The sequence below is a fragment of the Rhodococcus sp. KRD162 genome (assembly GCF_017168335.1).
Classification (GTDB): domain Bacteria; phylum Actinomycetota; class Actinomycetes; order Mycobacteriales; family Mycobacteriaceae; genus Rhodococcoides.
The window spans coordinates 523,561-543,910 of the sequence record NZ_JABFAU010000003.1 but is presented as its reverse complement, the minus strand read 5'-3'; the positions used below and the strand labels follow the sequence as shown (position 1 = coordinate 543,910).

Annotated in this window: 18 protein-coding genes and 1 pseudogene; 12 read left to right on the top strand and 7 right to left on the bottom strand. The window is 65.7% G+C overall.

The annotated features are described in order from the left end of the window. Positions 1-2: 2 nt before the first annotated feature. Both J1M87_RS05025 and hemE read right to left on the bottom strand, forming a co-directional pair. Entirely contained in the window at positions 3-1,358 is a 1,356-nt protein-coding gene (locus J1M87_RS05025; RefSeq protein ID WP_206488356.1) for a protoporphyrinogen oxidase, read from the bottom strand. Next, positions 1,355-2,428 carry a uroporphyrinogen decarboxylase gene (hemE, locus tag J1M87_RS05020; protein WP_206488354.1) on the bottom strand — a complete coding sequence of 358 codons (1,074 nt, stop codon included), beginning with the start codon at positions 2,426-2,428 and terminating at the stop codon, positions 1,355-1,357. The genes J1M87_RS05025 and hemE overlap by 4 nt, the downstream gene beginning before the upstream one ends. Before the next feature lie 175 nt (positions 2,429-2,603). Between hemE and J1M87_RS05015 the strand changes: the two genes are divergently transcribed. The 8 genes from J1M87_RS05015 to J1M87_RS04980 all read left to right on the top strand — a co-directional run bounded on the left by J1M87_RS05015 (position 2,604) and on the right by J1M87_RS04980 (position 11,619). Then, entirely contained in the window at positions 2,604-3,203 is a 600-nt protein-coding gene (locus tag J1M87_RS05015) for a DUF3000 domain-containing protein (protein WP_206488352.1), read from the top strand. Between the two features lie 40 nt (positions 3,204-3,243). Then, positions 3,244-4,539 (top strand): ribonuclease D, encoded by a 1,296-nt coding sequence (locus tag J1M87_RS05010; RefSeq protein ID WP_206488350.1) that lies wholly within the window; start codon positions 3,244-3,246, stop codon positions 4,537-4,539. Positions 4,540-4,611: 72 nt separating this feature from the next. Continuing rightward, positions 4,612-5,838 carry an acetyl-CoA C-acyltransferase gene (locus J1M87_RS05005; RefSeq protein WP_206488349.1) on the top strand — a complete coding sequence of 409 codons (1,227 nt, stop codon included), beginning with the start codon at positions 4,612-4,614 and terminating at the stop codon, positions 5,836-5,838. Then, entirely contained in the window at positions 5,835-7,940 is a 2,106-nt protein-coding gene (locus J1M87_RS05000) for a 3-hydroxyacyl-CoA dehydrogenase NAD-binding domain-containing protein (protein ID WP_206488347.1), read from the top strand. The genes J1M87_RS05005 and J1M87_RS05000 overlap by 4 nt, the downstream gene beginning before the upstream one ends. Positions 7,941-8,022: 82 nt before the next feature. Beyond that, the gene (gene sigJ, locus J1M87_RS04995; RefSeq protein ID WP_206488345.1) at positions 8,023-8,892 is read left to right on the top strand and encodes an RNA polymerase sigma factor SigJ; all 870 of its coding nucleotides are present in this window, start codon (positions 8,023-8,025) and stop codon (positions 8,890-8,892) included. A gap of 95 nt (positions 8,893-8,987) precedes the next feature. Then, entirely contained in the window at positions 8,988-9,734 is a 747-nt protein-coding gene (locus tag J1M87_RS04990) for an SDR family oxidoreductase (protein WP_206488343.1), read from the top strand. A gap of 222 nt (positions 9,735-9,956) precedes the next feature. Beyond that, on the top strand, positions 9,957-11,354 hold the full coding sequence (locus tag J1M87_RS04985; RefSeq protein WP_206488341.1) for a sugar porter family MFS transporter: 1,398 nt from the start codon (positions 9,957-9,959) through the stop codon (positions 11,352-11,354). A gap of 1 nt (position 11,355) precedes the next feature. Then, entirely contained in the window at positions 11,356-11,619 is a 264-nt protein-coding gene (locus J1M87_RS04980; RefSeq protein ID WP_206488339.1) for a YciI family protein, read from the top strand. 59 nt (positions 11,620-11,678) lie between these two features. Here the strand turns inward: J1M87_RS04980 and dxs are convergent, their stop codons facing one another. Then, the gene (dxs, locus tag J1M87_RS04975) at positions 11,679-13,559 is read right to left on the bottom strand and encodes a 1-deoxy-D-xylulose-5-phosphate synthase (protein WP_206488337.1); all 1,881 of its coding nucleotides are present in this window, start codon (positions 13,557-13,559) and stop codon (positions 11,679-11,681) included. Between the two features lie 180 nt (positions 13,560-13,739). Between dxs and glsA the strand changes: the two genes are divergently transcribed. Next, positions 13,740-15,566 carry a glutaminase A gene (glsA, locus tag J1M87_RS04970; protein ID WP_206488335.1) on the top strand — a complete coding sequence of 609 codons (1,827 nt, stop codon included), beginning with the start codon at positions 13,740-13,742 and terminating at the stop codon, positions 15,564-15,566. A gap of 54 nt (positions 15,567-15,620) precedes the next feature. On the opposite strand, the gene J1M87_RS04965 is transcribed toward glsA, so the two are convergent. Together J1M87_RS04965 and J1M87_RS04960 are read right to left on the bottom strand one after the other, a co-directional pair. Beyond that, positions 15,621-16,394 carry an anti-sigma factor domain-containing protein gene (locus tag J1M87_RS04965; protein ID WP_206488333.1) on the bottom strand — a complete coding sequence of 258 codons (774 nt, stop codon included), beginning with the start codon at positions 16,392-16,394 and terminating at the stop codon, positions 15,621-15,623. Continuing rightward, entirely contained in the window at positions 16,391-17,143 is a 753-nt protein-coding gene (locus J1M87_RS04960) for a sigma-70 family RNA polymerase sigma factor (protein ID WP_206488331.1), read from the bottom strand. Before J1M87_RS04960 ends, J1M87_RS04965 begins: the two co-directional genes overlap by 4 nt. 183 nt (positions 17,144-17,326) lie before the next feature. On the opposite strand from J1M87_RS04960, the gene J1M87_RS04955 reads away from it, so the two are divergent. Both J1M87_RS04955 and J1M87_RS04950 read left to right on the top strand, forming a co-directional pair. Next, positions 17,327-18,322, top strand: a complete 996-nt coding sequence (locus J1M87_RS04955) for an ATP-binding cassette domain-containing protein (protein WP_206488329.1) — start codon at positions 17,327-17,329, stop codon at positions 18,320-18,322. Continuing rightward, the gene (locus tag J1M87_RS04950; protein ID WP_206488328.1) at positions 18,319-19,158 is read left to right on the top strand and encodes an ABC transporter permease; all 840 of its coding nucleotides are present in this window, start codon (positions 18,319-18,321) and stop codon (positions 19,156-19,158) included. Before J1M87_RS04955 ends, J1M87_RS04950 begins: the two co-directional genes overlap by 4 nt. A gap of 38 nt (positions 19,159-19,196) precedes the next feature. On the opposite strand, the gene J1M87_RS04945 is transcribed toward J1M87_RS04950, so the two are convergent. Continuing rightward, complete coding sequence (locus J1M87_RS04945) at positions 19,197-19,718, bottom strand: CGNR zinc finger domain-containing protein (protein WP_206488326.1); 522 nt, start codon at positions 19,716-19,718, stop codon at positions 19,197-19,199. Positions 19,719-19,743: 25 nt separating this feature from the next. Here J1M87_RS04945 and J1M87_RS04940 point away from each other — a divergent pair, with 25 nt between their 5' ends. Beyond that, positions 19,744-19,905 carry a hypothetical protein gene (locus J1M87_RS04940; protein ID WP_206488324.1) on the top strand — a complete coding sequence of 54 codons (162 nt, stop codon included), beginning with the start codon at positions 19,744-19,746 and terminating at the stop codon, positions 19,903-19,905. Between the two features lie 25 nt (positions 19,906-19,930). Here J1M87_RS04940 and J1M87_RS28505 read toward each other — a convergent pair. Beyond that, positions 19,931-20,350: pseudogene (locus J1M87_RS28505) on the bottom strand (class I SAM-dependent RNA methyltransferase); the annotation flags it as partial.

The following is a 20,350-nucleotide window of genomic DNA, read 5'->3' as shown; positions in this document are numbered from 1 at the left end:
CCCTATCGTGCCACTTCGATCAGACGCGCGGCAGCGGTGGTGGCGGACGCAATACACGCGGGCACCCCGACGCCTCGTTGCCAGGCCCCGGCGACCTCGAGGCCCGGTAGGTCGGCGACTGCCGCCTCGATGGCGGCGACGCGGTCGAGGTGCCCCGGTGCGTACTGCGGCAGGCCTCCCGGCCAGCGCTGCACGGTCGCGGCGACCGGTCGCGCGTCGATGTTCGCCACCGCAGCGAGGTCTGCGAGCGCCACCTCGATCGACTCCGCGTCGGATCGGTTCGAAGCCGTGCCGTCACCGAAGCGACCGAGCGAGGCCCGCAGCAGTACCGCGTCACGCTCCCCCAGGTGCGGCCACTTGCGGCTCGACAGGGTGAAGGCCTTGACATCCAATCCGGCATCGGTGGCCACCAGAATTCCCGAATTCTGCGGCAAGTGCGCACTCGGGGGAAACGCGAGCGCGACCACGACCGAGGATGCGAGTTCGATATTCTGCGCGGCCTGCGACGCCGCCGGTGCCACCTCGGCGACGAGACGACCGAGAACGGGCGCAGGGACCGCCAGCACCACGCCGTCGACGAGTCCGACGCCGTCCACCGACCAGCCGTGCGACTCTCGGCGGATGCCCTCGACGCCTGTTCCGACGACCGTCCGGGCAGCGGTCGCCGCGACGAGGGCGTCGAGCAACACCGCATAACCGTCGCGCAACCCACCGAACACCGGACCCGGCGACGGCGTGGGGAGCGCTGCCGATACGGCCTCGGTCAGGCTCGTCGCGCCACGATCCAATGCGGCCGCCAGCGTCGGTAGCGCAGCGCGCATGCCGATCGAGCTCGCCGAGCCGGAGTACACGCCGCCGAGCAACGGATCGACCGACCGGCTGACGACCTGGGAGCCGAACCTGGTGCCCACGAGATCGGCCACACTGACATCCGAGCCCGCCGTCCATGCGAACGGTCGCGTGGACTCGGTCTCGATTGTGCGCAGGTCGTCCGCATCCACCAGATCCCGCACCGACTCGGCCGAGGACGGTATCCCCATCAGCGTGCCTGCCGGCAGCGGATGCGTCCGGCCGCCGGAGAACACGAGTGGACGCAGCGGCGACGGATGCACCAGCTGATCCGACAGACCGAGCTCGGCGAGCAGCGCCGGCACCTCCGGACGCCGACCGATGAAGGCCTCGGCTCCGACGTCGAGCGAGTCCGTGCCGACTGCCGCCGTCCGTAGCGTGCCGCCGATGCGAGGCGAGGCCTCGACGAGAGTGATCTCGGCATCCGGCCCACAGGACTGCCGAAGGCGGTACGCCGCGACGAGACCGGAAATCCCGCCGCCGACAACGGCGTATCGCCGCGCCGTCACAACGAATGCACCAGTGCGACCACGCGGGTCAGAATCGCGGGATCGGTATCCGGCAACACTCCATGGCCGAGATTGAACACGTGCCCACGCGCACCGGCGGCCACCGCGCGGTCGGCCTCGGCGGAGATGCGGCGAACCTCGGCCTCGACGGCATCCCAGCCCGCGAACAGCACCGCGGGATCCAGGTTTCCCTGCAGCACCTTTCCGCCGCCGACACGGTGCACGGCGTCGTCGAGCGGAATCCGCCAGTCGACGCCGACCACATCGGCACCGGCCTCGCCCATCGCCCCCAGTAGTTCTCCGGTTCCGACACCGAAGTGGATCTTCGGAACTCCGGCCGAGGACACGGCGTCGAACACACGCAGTGAATGCGGCAGCACGTACTCGCGGTAGTCGGCAAGAGAGAGCGCGCCCGCCCACGAGTCGAACACCTGCACTGCATCGACCCCGGCCGCCAACTGCGCCTGCAGGAACGTGATCGTGGTGGTCGCCAGCGCGTCGAGCAGGGCATGCCAGGTCGTCGGGTCGGAGCGCATCAGCGCTTTGGTCTTCTCGTGATTACGACTCGGGCCGCCCTCGACCAGGTAGGACGCGAGGGTGAACGGGGCCCCGGCGAACCCGATGAGCGGCGTGTTCACGAGCTCCCGGGTGAGGATCCGCACCGCATCGGCCACCGGCTCCACCTGGTCGGCGTTCAGAATCGGCAGTGCGGCCACATCGGCGGCCGAACGCACCGGCTGAGCGACGACCGGTCCGGTGCCCGCGACGATGTCGAGATCGATGCCGGCGGCCTTGAGCGGGACGACGATGTCGGAGAACAGAATCGCCGCGTCGACGTCGTGTCGACGAACGGGTTGCAGCGTGATCTCGGCGACGAGATCGGGGCGGAAACACGAGTCCAACATGCCGATGCCGGCACGGATCTTGCGATACTCGGGCAGCGACCTACCTGCCTGTCTCATGAACCACACCGGCCGGCGCGACGGGGCCCGGCCGGCGATCGCGGCCAGGAACGGCGCGTCCGGGAGTTCGCGGCGGGCGGGGGCGGTGGCGTGCACATGGGCGTTCATCGGCTTCCATGCTGCCACGCGCTGCTGCGGCTTCTGCCACCAAGGGCAGGACACAGGGGCCGCCCACGACACCTGATTCGGGTGGATCCCGAGTCAGCCCGCCTGCGCCTCGGTTCCATCACGGCTCGGCGCGCCTCCGCCTGAGCGCGACGTGACGCGTCTAACGTCCGGTGACGTGACCGAACCCCGATCCACCGCCGAACCTGCGCCGTTTCGCGCCGCCATCGACGCGATGCATCGAGCTCAGGTACACCCGGCGATCGAAATCGGTCCTATCCGGCCGCCGCAGCGCCTCGCCCCCTACAGCTACGCCATCGGGGCCGAGGTCAAGCACGCCGAGTCGGAGCAGATCGACGAACAGAGCGACGGCGACGCATTCGGCCGCCTGATTCTGCTCTACGACCCCGACGGTGCCGAGGCCTGGAACGGAACGCTCCGCCTGGTCGCCTACATCCAGGCGGATGTCGACGAATCACTGGCGGACGATCCCCTGCTTCCCGAGGTGGGGTGGAGTTGGCTGGTCGACGCGCTCGAGGCACGGTCCGAACCACTCAATGCCCTCGGCGGTACCGTCACCTCCACCAGTTCGGTGCGCTACGGCGACATCGCCGGACCCCCGAAGGCCCACCAACTCGAACTGCGCGCCTCGTGGACGGCGACATCGGAGGACCTGTCGACGCACGTCGAAGCGTTCTGTGAGGTGCTCGCCTACGCGGCCGGGCTGCCTCCTGCCGGCATCACCACGCTCGGTCAGCGCAGTTCCAGCCGGACATAAGCGCGGATCGAACCGACCGTAGGGCTTAGAGTCACCTTTCATGTCAGCCGAGAGTTCCCCCGACGCCACGCCGGACAACACCCCGTCGGACGAGCAGGCGAACGAGACGGTCGCCGTTCCTCTGCTCGCCCCAGCTGACGGAGTACCCGCCGTCGTCGACACCGCGGACGGCGTGCGAAACGCCGCGAAACTGCTCGCCTCCGGCCACGGACCACTCGCCGTCGACGCCGAACGCGCCTCGGGCTTCCGGTACTCCCAGCGCGCCTACCTGCTGCAGTTTCGGCGCCGCGGCGCGGGCACCGTCCTCCTCGATCCGATTCCGGTCACCGACGATCTCGAGCCACTGGCCGAGGTGATCAACCCTCTCGAATGGGTGCTGCATTCCGCCGATCAGGACCTACCGGGACTGGCCGAACTCGGACTCGCACCCGCCACGCTCTACGACACCGAACTCGCCGGACGACTCGCCGGATTCGACCGAGTCGGCCTCGGAGCCATCGTCGAACGGACCCTCGGCCTGGCCCTGCAGAAAGGCCACGGCGCCGCCGACTGGTCCACCAGGCCCTTGCCGGATTCCTGGCTCAACTACGCTGCACTGGACGTCGAGGTGCTGCTCGAACTACGCGACGCGATGGCAGAGGAACTCGAACGCCAAGGCAAGACCGACTGGGCGGCGCAGGAATTCGCCCACATCCTCGCTCTCGGACCGCCGAAGCCCAAGACCGACAGGTGGCGTCGGACCTCGGGAATCCATGCGATCAAGTCGCCTCGGACGCTGGCCGCAGTGCGAGAGCTGTGGACCACGCGGGACGAACTGGCCGCGAAACGGGACGTCGCGCCGAGCCGGGTACTACCCGATTCGGCCATCGTGGCGGCGGCCAGTGCCGATCCGAAGTCATCCCGCGAGCTCGAGCAGTTGCCCGTCTTCGGTGGTCCTCGCCAACGCAGATCCTCGCGGTTGTGGGCGTCGGCACTGACCCGCGCCCGAGCGCTGCCCACCGCCGAGTTGCCGTCGATGGCAGCCTCGTTCGACGGCCCACCTCCGGTGAACCGTTGGGCGCGACGCGATCCCGAAGCGGCTGCGCGACTGGTCGACGTGCGCGCTGCCATGACCGAGCTCAGCGAATCGGTGTCGGTTCCGGTGGAGAATCTGTTGATGCCGGATCTGCTGCGCCGATTGGTGTGGGATTGGCGAACACCGACCGATTCCGATGCCGACCCTGCGGCGCTCATCGACGCGCGCCTGGCCGAGGGCGCAGCCCGGCCATGGCAGCGCACGCTGGTGGTGCCGGTCCTGACGAAGGCTCTCGACCCTTCCCAAGTTACCGACCGGTAATACCCGCTACAGTGGGTGACGCGTCCGGGTACCCGGGCGAGTCGTCCGCATCTGCCGGGAGGATCGAAAAGCGTGTCTGTACCCGCGTCCACCAGCTCACAGAGGAATGTCGTCTTCGTCGACGGCATCCGTACCCCGTTCGGCAAAGCAGGCCCCAAAGGCATGTACGCCGACACTCGCGCAGACGACCTCGTCGTCAAGGCGATCCGTGAACTTCTTCGAAAGAACCCCAATCTGCCGCCCGAGCGCATCGACGAGGTCGCCATCGCTGCGACCACGCAGACCGGCGACCAGGGACTGACCATCGGCCGCACGTCGGCCTTGCTCGCCGGGCTCCCCCGCAGCGTCCCCGGATTCGCCATCGACCGCATGTGTGCAGGCGCGATGACCTCGGTGACCACGACCGGATCGGGCATCGGATTCGGTCAGTACGACGTCGTCATCGCCGGCGGTGTCGAGCACATGGGACGCCACCCGATGGGCGAAGGCGTAGATCCCAATCCGAGGTTCCTCGCCGACAAGCTCGTCGACCCCAGCGCCTTGGTGATGGGCAACACCGCCGAGAACCTGCACGACCGGTTCCCGAGCATCACCAAGGACCGCACCGACGCCTACGCCGTCTCGAGCCAGAACAAGTACGACGCCGCCAAGAAGGCCGGATACATCGCCGACACCCTCGTTCCCGTCGCCACCAAGTCCGCCGAAGGGTGGGGCCTGGCCACCGAGGACGAACCCCCTCGTCCCGGCACGACGGTCGAGGACCTCGCCAAGCTCAAGACACCGTTCCGCCCTGCAGGTCGCGTCACCGCCGGCAACGCCGCAGGACTCAACGACGGTGCCACCGCAGCGATCCTCGCCGGTGAGGACACCGCGCACGAGCTCGGCCTGAACATCGGCATGCGGATGGTCGGCTTCAGCTTCGCGGGCGTCGACCCCGCCGTGATGGGCATCGGCCCGGTTCCCGCGACCGAAAAGCTGCTGGGCCGCACCGGATTGAGCATCGATGACATCGGGCTGTTCGAGATCAACGAGGCTTTCGCCATCCAGGTGCTCGCGTTCCTCGAGCACTACGGCATCGCCGACGACGACCCCCGCGTCAACCAGTGGGGCGGGGCCATCGCGTGTGGCCACCCCCTCGCGTCCTCGGGCGTTCGCCTGATGACGCAGCTCAGCCGCCAGTTCGCTCAGCAACCCGACGTCCGCTACGGCCTGACGACCATGTGCATCGGTCTCGGTATGGGCGGCACCGTCATCTGGGAGAACCCCAACCACGCTGACTACTCGGGAGCAGCCAAATGAGTGATATCACCACAGCGTTCACCGACGAGGTAGTCACGAACGCGTACACCAAGATCGTGTCCGTTCCGGGCCTCGAGGGTTCGATCGCATTGGTCACCCTGGACAACGGTTTCGATCACACCAAGCCGTCGACGTTCGGTCCCGGCGGCCTGGCCAAGCTCGACGCCGCTCTCGACGAGGCGTTCGCCGCCAACCCGGTGGCCGTCGCCGTCACCGGTAAGCCGTTCATCTTCGCCGTCGGTGCAGATCTCAACGGTGTGCCGAACATCAAGACCAAGGACGAGGCGCTGCAGATCGGGCAGCTCGGCCACAAGGTCTTCCGCCGTCTGCGTGAGTCCACGATCCCGACGTTCGCATTCATCAACGGTGCAGCGCTCGGCGGCGGCCTCGAAGTGGGACTGCACTCCCACTACCGGACCGTCGCGGAGAACGCTGCCGCACTCGGCCTGCCCGAGGCCTTCCTCGGCCTGGTACCGGGATGGGGCGGAACTCAGTTGCTGCCCAACATCATCGGAGCCTCGAACGCAGTCACCGTCGTCATCGAGAACGCACTGAACCAGAACCGCGTCCTCAAGCCGCAGCAGGCCCTCGAGCTCGGCATCGCCGACGCCCTCTTCGGTGGTGCCGACTTCCTCGAGCAGTCCCTGGCCTGGGCCGCTCAGGTCGTCAAGGGAGAGATCACTCTTGCGCGTCCCGAGATCGACCGCGGACAGGCCTGGGACGACGCCATCGCCCGCGCCAAGGGAATTGTTGCCGGCAAGACCAACAATTTCGCTCCCGGCCCCGTCGCTGCCGTCGAGTTGCTCGAGCTCGCCAAGAGCACCGACATCACCGACTCGGCGTCGCTCGACAAGGCCTTCGCCGCCGAGGACGAGGCCCTGTCCACCCTGCTGGTCAAGGACGAGCTGCGGGCCGGGCTGTACGCATTCGATTTGGTTCAGAAGCGCGCGAAGCGTCCGGCCGGTGCGCCCGACAAGTCGCTCGCCCGCAAGATCTCCGGCGTCGGCATCGTCGGTGCCGGTTTGATGGCCAGCCAGCTGGCGTTGCTGTTCGTGCGTCAGCTGAAGGTGCCGGTCATCCTGACCGACATCGATCAGGAGCGCATCGACAAGGGTGTCGGCTACGTACACGACGAGATCGACAAGCTGCTCGGCAAGAAGCGCCTGTCGCCCGATGCCGCGAATCGGTTGAAGGCGTTGGTCTCCGGCTCGATCGACAAGTCCGCCTTCGCCAAGACCGACTTCGTCATCGAAGCTGTCTTCGAGAACCTGGACGTGAAGAAGAAGGTGTTCGCCGAGGTCGAGGAATTCGTTTCGGCCGAAACGATTCTCGCAACCAACACCTCCTCGCTGTCGATCACGAAGATGGCTGCGGATCTGAAGCACCCCGAGCGCGTCGTGGGCTTCCACTTCTTCAACCCCGTTGCCGTGCTTCCGCTGCTCGAGGTCGTCAAGGGTGAGAAGACCGACGATGCCACTCTCGCAACGGCATTCGCCACGGCCAAGACCCTGAAGAAGTCGGCCGTGTTGTCGGCGGATCTTCCGGGCTTCGTGTTCAACCGTCTGGTCACTCGCGCGTCGAACGAGATCATCAGCGCGATCGACGAGGGCACCCCGTTCGATGTCGCCGATGGCGCGGTGGGTGAACTCGGCATGCCGATGAGCCCGCTGACGTTGCTGGCGCTCGTCGGACCGGCCGTGGCCCTGCACACCGCCGAAACCCTCGGCGAGGCATACCCGGAGCGGTTCAAGGACTCCCCCGGATTCCGTGCGCTCGTCGAGGCCAAGAAGCCGGGTGTGTGGACGTACGGCCCCGAGGGTCAGGTGGTCGACCCCGAGGTCGCCGCACTGTGGCCGCAGGGCGACTCGCCGTCCACCGCCGAGCAGGTGCTCGAGCGCACCCGCAACGCGTTCGCCGACGAGATCAGGATCATGCTCGACGAAGGCGTTGTAGCGGCGGCCGAGGACATCGACCTCTGCCTGCTCCTCGGCGGCGGCTTCGGATTCTGGAACGGCGGTATCACCCCGTACCTGGACCGTAGCGGTGCTTCGGAGGCCGCGACCGGTCAGCGCTTCCTCGCCCCGGGCGTAGCCAGCGTCTAGCACGACCCGCCGAGTTCGACGTTATGGACGGATTTCTCCGGATTTTCGTCCATAACCTCGAACTCGGCTACCGTGTGACTCGATGAACGGCGAACATGATCGGCTCATCGGCATCAGCTATCGAATGCTGGGGTCCTACAGCGACGCCGAAGACGCCGCATCCGAGGCTCTCGTCCGCTGGTACCGACTGACCGACGCCGAACGCGACGCCATCGATGTTCCCTCGGCGTGGCTGACCCGTGTCGTCAGCCGCATCTGTCTCGACCTGCTCGGCTCGGCCCGTGTTCGCCGCGAGCACTACGTCGGTCAGTGGTTGCCCGAACCCGTCCACGGTCTCGGCCTCGGCACTGTGAATTCGAGCGCCCCCGACCCGGCCGATCTGGTTGCACAGCAGGATTCGGTGACTCTCGCGCTACTCGTCCTTCTCGAATCGGTCGGTCCTGCGCAACGAGTCGCGTTCGTGCTCCATGATGCGTTCGCCATGCCGTTCGAGGAGATCGCGACCGTACTCGACCGATCCCCTGCCGCCTGCCGCCAACTCGCCTCTGCCGCCCGAAAACGTGTGCACGGCCGCCGCCCGATCACCGCCGCCGATTCCGTCGAGCACGATCGTGTCGTCCGCGCTTTCGCGATGGCCTCGGGAGGTGGAGACATGTCATTGCTGGTGTCCTTGCTCGCCCCGGATGTCACCCTGGTCAGCGACGGAGGCGGACGAGTTACTGCGGCTCGCAATCCCGTTGTCGGCTCCGAGCGGGTCGCTCGATTCATTCGTGGGATCACCGCCAAGGCGACCGACCTGGACTGGTCGATCGAACCGGTCAACGGCCTGTCCGGCATCGTGATCCGACGCAGCAACCAGGTGGTCGGCGTCATCGGGCTCGGCACCGCGGACGATGTGGTGTCCGATATCTGGATCGTGCTCAACCCGGACAAACTCCGACACTGGCCCTGACCTTCGCCATACATTTGGCTCCGCTACGTCGTCAGAGAGTCGAGACCCCACTACCCGTCGGGTCCGACCCTCTCGAAGAACAGGTGGAAGTCGCCATGAAGACAGCCGTGGCCGGTGGAACCGGAACCGTAGGAGAGCATGTCGTCGAGGTCGCTCGTGCACGCGGGCACGAGGTAGTCGTGTTGTCGCGATCGTCGGGTGTCGATCTGGTCAGCGGCTCCGGACTGTCCGACGCCATGGCCGGCGTCGAGGTGGTGATCGACGTGGCGTCGACGAAGACGGTGTCAGCGCGGAAATCCACGGAGTTCTTCTCCGCTGTCACCCGCAACCTGCTCGCCGCCGAGAGCGCCGCCGGGGTCGGACACCATCTCGCCTTGTCCATCGTGGGTGTAGACAGAGCACCGCATGCCTACTACGCAGGAAAAGTGGAGCAGGAGAACATTATTCGCGCTGGCTCGGTTCCATGGACGATCCTGCGCGCCACCCAGTTCCACGAGTTCGCCGCCCAGATTCGCGCCCAGACCTCGTTCGGTCCGGTCGCGATCATCCCCAAGATGGTCTCGCAGCCGGTCGCCGCGCGTGAGGTCGCCGAACGACTGCTCGAGCTGGCGGAGATGTCCCCGGCCGGACGAGTGCCGGACCTCGGCGGGCCGCGCGAGGAACGTATGGCGGAGATGGTCCGTGAGTACATGCGATCGATCGGTGCCCGGGGCCTGGTGCTCGAACTACCGATTCCCGGCGCGTACGGGAAAGCGATGCGTGACCGAACGCTGGTCACCACAACCGATTCGGATCACGGTCGTCAGACATTCGATCAGTGGTTGGCCACCCAGAAGCACTGAGTCGCATCTCGTCGAACTCGAAGTTGTGGACAACATTCGGTGAAATTTCGTCCGCAACTTCGAGTTCGAGCAGCTGAATTTCGGACAATTCACCCTTCCGAACAATGCCGAAGACAACGTGCCGAAAATCGAGTCCATTTCGCACCCATATCGCAGTACCGAGGACGATGATGGCGAACGACCACCATGGCCGCTGGTTCACCTCGAAAGCTGGGTCACGCGATGACACAACCAACCGATCGGCACACCGCCAAAGTTATCGGAGTCACTATCGCCGCTGCCGTCGGCGGCTTCCTGTTCGGATTCGATTCCTCGGTCGTCAACGGCGCGGTCGATTCCATTCAGGAAAACTTCGCACTCTCGTCGTTCGTCACCGGTTTCGCGGTGGCCATCGCGCTGCTCGGATGCGCAGTCGGCGCCTGGTTCGCCGGCCGCCTCGCCGACAGTTGGGGCCGAAAGAAGGTCATGCTTCTCGGTTCCGCGCTGTTCACCATCTCGTCGGTGGGATCCGGATTTGCCTTCAGCGTCCCGGATCTCATGCTGTGGCGTGTACTGGGCGGGCTGGGCATCGGTATCGCGTCGGTGATCGCGCCCGCGTACATCTCGGAGATCGCACCGGCCCGCTATCGCGGCGGCTTGGCGTCGTTGCAGCAGTTGGCGATCACCATCGGCATCTTCGCAGCGCTGCTCTCCGACGCCGTGCTGCAGAATGCGGCCGGTGGGCCGTCCAACGATCTGTGGTTCGGACTCGAAGCCTGGCGGTGGATGTTCCTCGTCGGTGTCGCACCTGCTCTCGTCTACGGCTTTCTCGCGACTCTCATTCCGGAGTCCCCCAGGTACCTCGTCGGCAAGCACCTCGACGAGGAGGCGGCGCGCATTCTCGCCGACATCAGCGGCGAGGTGAACCCGAACGAGCGGGTCAAGGAAATCCGCCTGACGTTGCGGCGGGAGTCGGCGTCGTCGTTCGGGGATATCCGTGGACCCAAGTTCGGCCTGCAGCCCATCGTCTGGGTCGGCATCACGATGGCGATCCTGCAACAATTCGTCGGAATCAACGCGATCTTCTACTACTCGACGACGCTCTGGAAGTCCGTCGGATTCAGCGAGAACCAGTCGTTCGTGACCTCGGTCATCACGTCCGTCATCAACGTCACGATGACGTTCGTCGCCATCTTGTTCGTCGACCGATTCGGGCGACGAAATCTACTGATGATCGGCTCGATCGGGATGTTCGTCGGATTGGTACTCGCGGCCGTCTCGTTCACGCAGGCCGTGGGCAGCGGTGATCAATTGGAACTGCCATCGCCGTGGGGCCCGGTGGCGCTCGTCGGCGCCAACCTCTTCGTCGTCTTCTTCGCCGCCACCTGGGGCCCGATCATGTGGGTGATGCTCGGAGAAATGTTCCCCAACCGCATGCGTGCCGTCGCTCTCGGCATCAGTACTGCAGCGAACTGGATCGCGAACTTCGCCATCACCCTGGCATTTCCGCCGCTGTCCGACACCATCGGACTGGGATTCATCTACTCGTTCTTCGCGTTCTTCGCGATCCTGTCGTTCTTCTTCGTCAAGTACAAGATCAAGGAAACCAAGGGTATGGAGCTCGAGGACATGGTGATCTGACATGCCGACTTTTGTCGTGGAATACAAGTACTCCGCCGAAACGTCCTCGGGCCGTGATGATCACCGAACCGATCACAGGGCGTGGCTACGGGAACTCGAGCGTCGTAAGATCCTCCGGTCCTCGAGCCCACTGGCGGACCACAGCGGTGCAACCTTGATCGTCGACGGTCCCGACAAGGCGAGTGTGGAACGCATCGTCGCGCACGACCCGTTCGCACTGGCCAACCTCATCGAGCACGTTCGGGTCGAAGAACGAGCCACGTGAGGCGCTGACAGCTCGTTCCAGCGGTATCCGAGGACCGGACAACGGTCGGAGGACTCGGGTCAGAGACTCTTGACCCAGTCCGAGACGCGATGCGCCACGTCCTCGCACGTGAGGCCGAGCTCTTGGTGGAGCTGCTCGCGCGATGCGTGATCCAGGAATGCTTGTGGCACACCGAGATCGCGACACGGTGTGTCGACCCCCGCCCCGCGAAGGGCCGCCGACAGGGCCGATCCGATGCCGCCGTGCAGACCACTGTCCTCGATGGTCACGACCAGCCGGTAGTCCTCGGCCAACTTCAGCAACGACTGCGGGACGGGCAGCACCCACCGCGGATCCACGACCGCCACCGAGATGCCGTCGCGGCGAAGCTTGTTCGCTGCCTCGAGAGCCAATGCACCGAACACACCGACCGCAACGATCAGAACGTCACCCATCGCATCGGACGGTTCGGTCAGCACATCGACGATGCCGTCCAATCGGCGCACTGCCGACACGGTCTCGGTGACCGCGCCTTTCGGGAACCGCAGCGCGGTCGGACCGTCGGAGGTTGCGATCGCCTCCGCCAACTCCTCCCGCAGTGTCTCGGCGTCGCGCGGTGCCGCCACTTTCATGCCGGGCACGATGCCGAGGAGAGACATGTCCCACATGCCGTTGTGGCTGGCACCGTCGGCCCCGGTGATACCCGCGCGGTCCAGAACCACGGTCACCGGTAGCCCGAGCAACGCCACATCCATGAGCAACTGGTCGAACGCTCGGTTCAGGAAGGTCGAGTAGATGGCCACCACCGGGTGCACGCCGCCGAGTGCAAGACCAGCAGCCGACGTCATCGCATGCTGTTCGGCGATACCGACGTCGAACATCCGGTCGGGGAACCGAACTCCGAACTCCGCCAGCCCGGTGGGCCCGGCCATCGCGGCGGTGATCGCAACGACGTCCTCGTTCCGCTCTCCTTGCTCGATGAGCGCTGCCGAGAACACCGAGGTCCAATCCGGAGCCGACTTCGACCGCGCCAGACCGGTCGCTGGATCTATGACACCGGTGGCGTGCATCTGATCGGCGACATCGTTCTCGGCATGGACGTACCCCATACCCTTCCGCGTCACTGCGTGGACGATGACCGGTCCGCCGTAGGCCTTGGCACGACGCAGCGCGGATTCCATCGCGTGCTGATCGTGGCCGTCGACCGGACCCAGATACTTGATGCCGAGATCGGTGAACATCACCTGCGGGCTGATGGCGTCCTTCACCCCCGCCTTCATGCCGTGCAGCATCGTGTAAGCAGTCGGTCCGATGACCGGAATCTTGCGCACGATCCGGCGCCCGTTGTCCAGGATCTTCTCGTACTCGGGCTGGAGCCGCAGAGCCGCCAGATGATCGGCAAGACCACCGATCGTCGGGGCATACGAGCGACCGTTGTCGTTGACGACGATGACCAAGGAGCGGTCGCGGCCCGCTGCGATGTTGTTGAGTGCCTCCCAACACATTCCGCCGGTGAGCGCCCCGTCGCCGACGACGGCGACGACGTGCCGATCGGTCTCGCCCTTGAGCGCGAACGCTTTGGCCAAGCCGTCTGCGTAGGACAGCGAGGCCGAGGCGTGCGAGGACTCGACCCAGTCGTGTTCGCTCTCGGTTCGTGAGGGGTAGCCCGACAGGCCGCCCTGCTTGCGGAGCGTGTCGAACTGACCTGTGCGCCCGGTGAGCATCTTGTGGACATAGGCCTGGTGGCCGGTGTCGAAGATGACGGGATCTCGCGGAGAATCGAAGATGCGGTGGATCGCCAGGGTCAGTTCCACCACGCCGAGGTTCGGCCCCAGGTGGCCGCCGGTGGCAGAGACCTTCTCGACCAGAAAGGCCCGGATCTCGCCAGCCAGTTCTGCCAGCTCTGCACTACCGAGGTCGCGCAAGTCCTCGGGCGTCTGAATTCGCGCTAGGACACCCAACGAGATCGCTCCCTCCGGCCGGTTCACACATCAAGAACTCGAGTCTACGGAGTCGATGCACCTCCGCTGCTCCGCCCAGCATGGTCTGGGTGACACTACCGCTGAACGGCCGGACAGTTTCGGTCAGCCGCCCCTAACCTCGCGCGTGTCGAATCGGACATCCCACCTACAGTGTCGAACATGAGCAACGTCGTCGATGCCATCCTCTGCCGAGTGCACGAACTGTGCCGAGACGACACCAGCGGACACGTGGCGGACTACATTCCCGAACTCGCTGCGGTCACGCCCGACGGCTTCGGGATCGCGCTGACGACCACCGACGGCTATGTCTACGAAGTCGGCGACACCAAGGTGCCCTTCACGATCCAGTCCATCTCCAAACCGTTCACCTATGCACTGGCTCTGGCCGATCGAGGACTCGACGTGGTCGCAAGCAAGATCGACATCGAGCCCTCCGGTGAGCCGTTCAACGAAATCAGCCTCGACCCCGTCACCGAGCGGCCACGCAACCCGATGATCAACGCCGGCGCGATCACGGCGGCCTCACTCGTGGCCGGCCGCGATGCCCGGGATCGATTCGAGCGGATTCGCGCCTCGTACTCGCGATACGCAGGCAGGTCGCTGACCTTCAACGATGCCGTCTACACCTCCGAGGCGCGTACCGGCCACCGCAACCGTGCCATCGGGTACATGCTGCGTTCGTTCGACATCATCGACCACGATCCCGATGCCGCCGTCGATCTGTACTTTCGTCAATGTTCGATAGACGTCACTGCAGCAGACCTGGCCATGATGGCGGCCACCATGGCCAACAACGGGGTCAACCCACGCACCCGAGAACGCGCGCTGGCACCGGCCCTCGTCGAACGGGTGCTCTCGGTGATGACGACGTGCGGAATGTACGACGGCGCAGGCGACTGGGTCGCCCGGGTGGGGATGCCCGCCAAGAGCGGAGTCGGCGGCGGGATTCTTGCGGTACTGCCCGGCCAGATGGGTATCGCCGTGTACTCACCGCGTCTCGATTCCCATGGCAACAGCGTGCGGGGAGTCGCTGCCTGCCGGGAGCTCTCGACTCGCCTCGAACTGCACTTCCTGCACGTCACTCGGGCCGCGAAATCCTCGATTCGTCGCCGCTACGTCGTCACCGAAGCCCCCTCGCGCAAACGGCGTTCGGATGTGGAGCAGGCCACGTTGGCCGCGGTGGGAGACCGCGGCCGCGTCTACGAGCTGCACGGTGACCTGTTGTTCTCGGGCGCAGAGACGGCAGTGCGTGAGATCGGGAACCTGGATCGTGAATTGGACGCCCTCGTCATCGACGTCCGCGGCGTCGACGAGGTCGGTACCATCGCCCGCACCATGTTCGAGGACCTACGTCGCGAGCTCGCCGAACACGGCTGTGTGATGAGTGTGGTGGACCCTCGGGCGATTCTGGGGCTCACCACGTCGAGTCTCGACCCGGCCGATCCGGCGGGCCGGGTCTATTCGAGCCTGGGATCGGCCGTCGAATGGGCCGAGAACCTTCTGCTCGATCGCCATTGCACCGGAGTGCGCCAACCTGCCGCCATCACCGCCGCCGAGCATCCGCTGCTCGCGGGGCTCTCGGCCGCCCAGTATCAGGCCGTCACTGCGTACCTCGAGCCGCGGCACTACGCGCGCGGCGAGGTCATCGTGCACAAAGGCGACGCGGCCGCAGGCCTGTTCCTGGTGCTGCGCGGAGAGGTGACGTCGCGTGCCGTCGCGGCCGACGGCGGTAGGCACCGCATCACGACTCTCTCGCCCGGAATGAGTTTCGGCGAGATGCCGCTACTGATGGCGGTGCCCTTTCTGCTCGACATGGTGGCAGATACCCCGGTCGACCTCGTCGTGGTGTCCGTGCCGCACTTCGAGGCGCTGACCGCGGACGCGCCCGGAGTCAAGCTGGCTCTGTTGGAGAATCTCGCCACCGGCGCGTACGGCCAGATGGCAGCGGTGATAAAAACGCTCGGGCGGTTCGACATCGGACTCTGACCCCGAATGTCGAACCGCCCGCGTGTCGAACCGCCCGAGGCGAGCGTGACCTGCTCAGGCGTTCAGCGTCAGCATCGTGAGCACCTGGGTGGGCTGCGGTGATCCACCGGCGGGCTCGAGTGAGAACGCGAAATTGGTCGCGGCACCGAGGCCATCGACCACTGTGCCGGATTTCGAGGTGATCTCCTCGTCCGTCATCACACCAGCCGATCGCGGCGTACCGTCCACGAACCACATCTGGTACGCGCGTCCCGGCGGCGGTTGCGGTACACCGTCGAGAGTCACCACGACGGCGTCCCGAGACAGTGAGTAGGACACGGTGGCCGTGCCGCCTCCGGGGAAATCTGCCGTGGCCTGGCGTGCGTCGGGAGCGGCCACGATCTGCTCCACCTGAGATGGCTGCGCGTCGTTGCCCATCGTCTGGGTGACGACCACCACGCCGCCGACTGCGACGATCACTGCGGCGGCAGCGGACATCATCGAGTACCGCCAGGTCTTCGAGCGCTCGCGCCGATGCCGGTGCAGCGGAGTGACATTGGACGGAGTTTCCCGAACCGTCGGCTCCCGGACCGTGGGATCTTGGCCGCTGGCCGCGACTCGATCGAGAACCACCCGGCGAAGTCGGTCGGGTGCAGGGGTCGCGTCGATCGCGGCCACCAACGCCAGGGTCTCGTGGATCTCGCTCACGAGGACGTCGAACTGCGCGCGGGCCGTGTCGTCGACCCGTTGCCGCTCGGTCTCGATATCGCGTCGCTCGGAATCGGTAATGGCGTGAAGGGCGTAGACCTCCGCGTCGTCGAACAGGCGTTGCCGTGATGATTCGTTCATTGCGAGGTCACCCCCAGGCATGTCTTCAATTTGATCAGTCCGTCTCGTATGCGCGATTTGATGGTCGGAACCGCGACCCCGAGCCGCTCCGCAACCTCGCGGTAGGTGTAACCGCTGTAGTAAGCCATTCGTACCGACTCGCTCTGCGTATCGGTCAATGTTTCGAGACAGGCCACCACTGCCTCCGATTCGAGCCTCTGGGTGACGGTCTCGAGCACCTCGTCGTGTTCTGACGCATGACTCACGGCACCGTACGCGGCCTCACGGTCGGTACCGGACTGCTCGCTCCGAACGCGATCCACGGCACGACGATGCGCCAGGGTCATGATCCACGCGAGTGGACTGCCCTGGTTCGGATCGTAGTTGGGTGCCGAACGCCACAGTTGGAGAAATACCTCCTGAGCGGTTTCCTCGCTGTATCCGGGGTCACGGAGCACCCTGAGCACCATCCCGTAGACCCGAGCGGACGTGGCGTCGTACAGCTCCGCGAACGCCACCCGATCGCCCTGTGCAACCAGGGCCATCAACCGGCGCAGCCGGTCCGCTTCGTCGGCTCGCAAGTTCTTGAGCTGCGGGCTGGGGACGGCGCACACCGCATCCGCTGCCACCGAGTCTTCTGCGGCGTCGGACGTGTGGTCACGGCCTGTGTCCGAGGATCGGGACGCGTCGGAAAACGGCGCGCTCATCGAAAGGTCGTCCCAACAGACGGGTTCATGATCGAGTTCATCGAACACGACACTAGTGGTCATAGCGCTCTCATATCGAAACCTCCGCGTTTTCCCGCCGCAGTACATATTCGGAACAATCCGGCGAACGGATGGTCGACAGACACGAAATCATTTGCACCGACTCGAACCACGGGTCATTCTTGGCGGAGAATCGGACAAATCGTGGATCAGCGGGCGAACTGCTCGCGGGAGGAATCGGCAGAGATGACGGCGATCGAAACACACGGTCTGATCAAGAGATTCGGAACGAACACAGCAGTCGACGGCGTCGATCTGTCCATTCCCTCGGGCGGGGTGTACGGAGTACTCGGACCGAACGGCGCAGGCAAGACCACCACCATCCGAATGCTGGCCACGCTCCTGCCCATCGACGGCGGTACTGCGCGCGTGCTGGGACACGACGTCGCGACCGAGGCCGAGGCGGTGCGGCAGAAGGTCGCTCTGACAGGCCAGTTCGCCTCACTGGACGAGGATCTGACCGGTACGGAGAATCTGGTCCTGCTCGCTCGTCTGCTCGGGTACTCGCGGCCTGCAGCCCGATCGCGGGCCGAGCAGCTGCTGACCGCGTTCGATATCGCCGATGCCGGATCTCGGCAGGTCAAGACCTACTCGGGCGGAATGCGTCGACGCATCGATATCGCGGCCAGCATCATCGTCACCCCCGAGCTGATCTTTCTGGACGAACCGACCACCGGACTGGATCCGCGCAGCCGCAACCACGTCTGGGAGATAGTCCGGGCATTGGTGGCCGGCGGGACGACGGTGTTGCTGACCACTCAGTATCTCGACGAGGCAGATCAGCTGGCCGGGCGCGTCGCGGTCATCGACCGCGGCAAGGTGATAGCCGAAGGTACGACGGGCGAGCTGAAGGCATCGGTGGGATCCAATTCGCTCCATCTGCGAGTACTCGATGTCACGCAGCGACCTGCCGCCGTCGGGATCCTGCGAGAACTACTCGGCGGCAGCGTGATCGAGGATCAAGACCCCTCGGCCATCACAGCGCGATTGGACAACCCCGCACAGGCGACCCCCGTGCTCCCCGCGCTCGACGCGGCGGGAATCTCCATCGCATCCTTCGCGCTCGGGCAACCGAGCCTGGACGAGGTTTTCCTTGCCCTCACCGGCCACGAGGCTGGATCGGGAGTGGATACCGAACGAACGCCCGATCCATCCGGATCCGATCGAGAGGTTGCATCATGACCGCCGACACCCATCAGCCGATGCCGCAGAAATCGATCATCGTCGACGTGCTCGACGCTGCAGGCCCGCGTCCCGCGCGGCCGTCCTCGCTGTCGACGTCGTTGAGCTTCGGGTGGCGGGCGCTGCTCAAGATCAAGCACGTGCCCGAGCAGCTGTTCGATGTGACGGCTTTCCCGATCATGTTCACACTGCTGTTCACGTACTTGTTCGGCGGCGCGCTCGCCGGGTCCACCAACGCCTACATCCAGTTCTTGCTTCCCGGCATCCTGGTTCAGACCGTGGTGATGATCACGATGTACACCGGCGTGACGATGAACAAGGACATCGAGAAAGGCGTCTTCGACCGATTCAGATCGCTGCCCATCTGGCGCCCGTCACCGTTGGTGGGAGCCTTGCTCGGCGACGTGGTCCGTTACACGCTCGCCTCGGTCATCGTGCTGATCCTGGGCTTGATACTCGGGTTCAGACCGCAGGGCGGGTTCGTCGGAGTCCTGGCCTCGATCGGTCTGCTCCTGGTGTTCTCGTTCTGCCTGTCCTGGGTCTGGACCATGATCGCGATGATCGTGCGCACGGAGGCCGCCGTGATGGGTATGTCGATGTTCATCCTGTTTCCGCTGACGTTCGCGAGCAACATCTTCGTCGATCCGGCCACCATGCCGGGCTGGCTGCGTGCGTTCGTCGATGTCAATCCGGTCAGCTTCTTGGTGACCACGCTGCGCGGCCTGATGGACGGAGACGTCGACACCGGCCAACTGGCCATGACGCTGGTGCTCAGCGCCGTCCTACTCGCGGTGTTCGGACCGATAACGATGCGCCTGTACAACCGAAAGTCCTAGCGCGAAAGCACCAGCCCGAGACCGAGCTCCCGGGCCGATCACGGCATTGCTCGTGCTCGATGCCTGCGTACCGCGTCCCGGTTGGAGCAGACCGTCCCGCAGTACCGCTGTCTGCCCGTCCGGGAGGTGTCTGCAAAGGCGAGATCGCAGTCGGTGGCCGCGCAGCGACCGAGGCGGGACATCCCGCGCCCCGTCAGATGCAAGGCTGTGCCGACGCTCACCAGGGCCCGAATGACGCCGCCGAGCTCGATGTTGGGGTCGCGGTAGTGCATGTGCCATCCGTCACCGGCGTGGTCGGTCAACCTCGGGTATGCCGAGGCCTGGGCGAGGAGAGCGTTGAGCGCCTCGGCTCGCTCGTGATCGGTGTCGGCGTCCACCACGCCGGCCCAGTCACGCAGGAACGCCATGGTGTCCACCAGATCGGCCTCGGTTGCCGTCCAGTCCGGCACGAGACCGGCATCGACGCAGCGGTGTCCCAGTTCGGCCGCTGAGGCGGGTGGACTGTTGAGCAGGTCGATGCCCAGTTTCACCGCATATTCGCCGTAAGGGTTGATGTGCATAAGACCATTACATCACAGTGGGAGAATGCACACAGAGCACACGACACACACCTGGACCACCCACTCCACCCACGACACGAGCGAGGGCCTCGTCGGATACCAAGGGTGCCGATGTGGTGCCCAACGCATCGTCACCGTGCCCACCGAGGCCTTCGCCGCGGTCGCCGAAGTGGCTCACCCCGCATGACCGGGCGACGAAGTTCGCGGCCGCACTACCTCCGGACGAAGCGGCCGATGCACTCGACGTGACTGGTCAGCGGAAAGGCGTCGAACGCGCGGATGTCGGTCAGCTCGTAGCCCGCAGCCCGGTACAGGCTCACATCTCGCGCGAACGACGCCGGATCACAGCCGACGTGCACCACCGAACGGGGGCGCCGGACGGCGAGGGCGTCGATCACGCCCCGTCCGGCGCCCGCGCGAGGAGGATCGAGCACCGCAACCGACACCGGCTGCGCCAACGCCTCCAACGAACGCTCGACGCGTCCCGGCACGAACGAGACCTGCGGCAGATCCACGAGAGCCGAACGACCGTCCTCGGCCGCCCGTCGAGAGAATTCGACGCTGGAGACGTGCCCGTCCGATCCGACCCCGGCGGCGAGCGCCGCCGCGAACACCCCGACGCCGCCGTAGAG

Excerpts from the sequence above, each read along its gene's own strand:
- hemE (WP_206488354.1), bottom strand. The coding sequence starts at position 2,428 with ATGAACGCCCATGTGCACGCCACCGCCCCCGCCCGCCGCGAACTCCCG.
- J1M87_RS05010 (WP_206488350.1), top strand. The coding sequence starts at position 3,244 with ATGTCAGCCGAGAGTTCCCCCGACGCCACGCCGGACAACACCCCGTCG.
- J1M87_RS05000 (WP_206488347.1), top strand. The coding sequence starts at position 5,835 with ATGAGTGATATCACCACAGCGTTCACCGACGAGGTAGTCACGAACGCG.
- sigJ (WP_206488345.1), top strand. The coding sequence starts at position 8,023 with ATGAACGGCGAACATGATCGGCTCATCGGCATCAGCTATCGAATGCTG.
- J1M87_RS04990 (WP_206488343.1), top strand. The coding sequence starts at position 8,988 with ATGAAGACAGCCGTGGCCGGTGGAACCGGAACCGTAGGAGAGCATGTC.
- J1M87_RS04985 (WP_206488341.1), top strand. The coding sequence starts at position 9,957 with ATGACACAACCAACCGATCGGCACACCGCCAAAGTTATCGGAGTCACT.
- J1M87_RS04980 (WP_206488339.1), top strand. The coding sequence starts at position 11,356 with ATGCCGACTTTTGTCGTGGAATACAAGTACTCCGCCGAAACGTCCTCG.
- glsA (WP_206488335.1), top strand. The coding sequence starts at position 13,740 with ATGAGCAACGTCGTCGATGCCATCCTCTGCCGAGTGCACGAACTGTGC.
- J1M87_RS04965 (WP_206488333.1), bottom strand. The coding sequence starts at position 16,394 with ATGAACGAATCATCACGGCAACGCCTGTTCGACGACGCGGAGGTCTAC.
- J1M87_RS04960 (WP_206488331.1), bottom strand. The coding sequence starts at position 17,143 with ATGACCACTAGTGTCGTGTTCGATGAACTCGATCATGAACCCGTCTGT.
- J1M87_RS04955 (WP_206488329.1), top strand. The coding sequence starts at position 17,327 with ATGACGGCGATCGAAACACACGGTCTGATCAAGAGATTCGGAACGAAC.
- J1M87_RS04950 (WP_206488328.1), top strand. The coding sequence starts at position 18,319 with ATGACCGCCGACACCCATCAGCCGATGCCGCAGAAATCGATCATCGTC.
- J1M87_RS04945 (WP_206488326.1), bottom strand. The coding sequence starts at position 19,718 with ATGCACATCAACCCTTACGGCGAATATGCGGTGAAACTGGGCATCGAC.
- J1M87_RS04940 (WP_206488324.1), top strand. The coding sequence starts at position 19,744 with ATGCACACAGAGCACACGACACACACCTGGACCACCCACTCCACCCAC.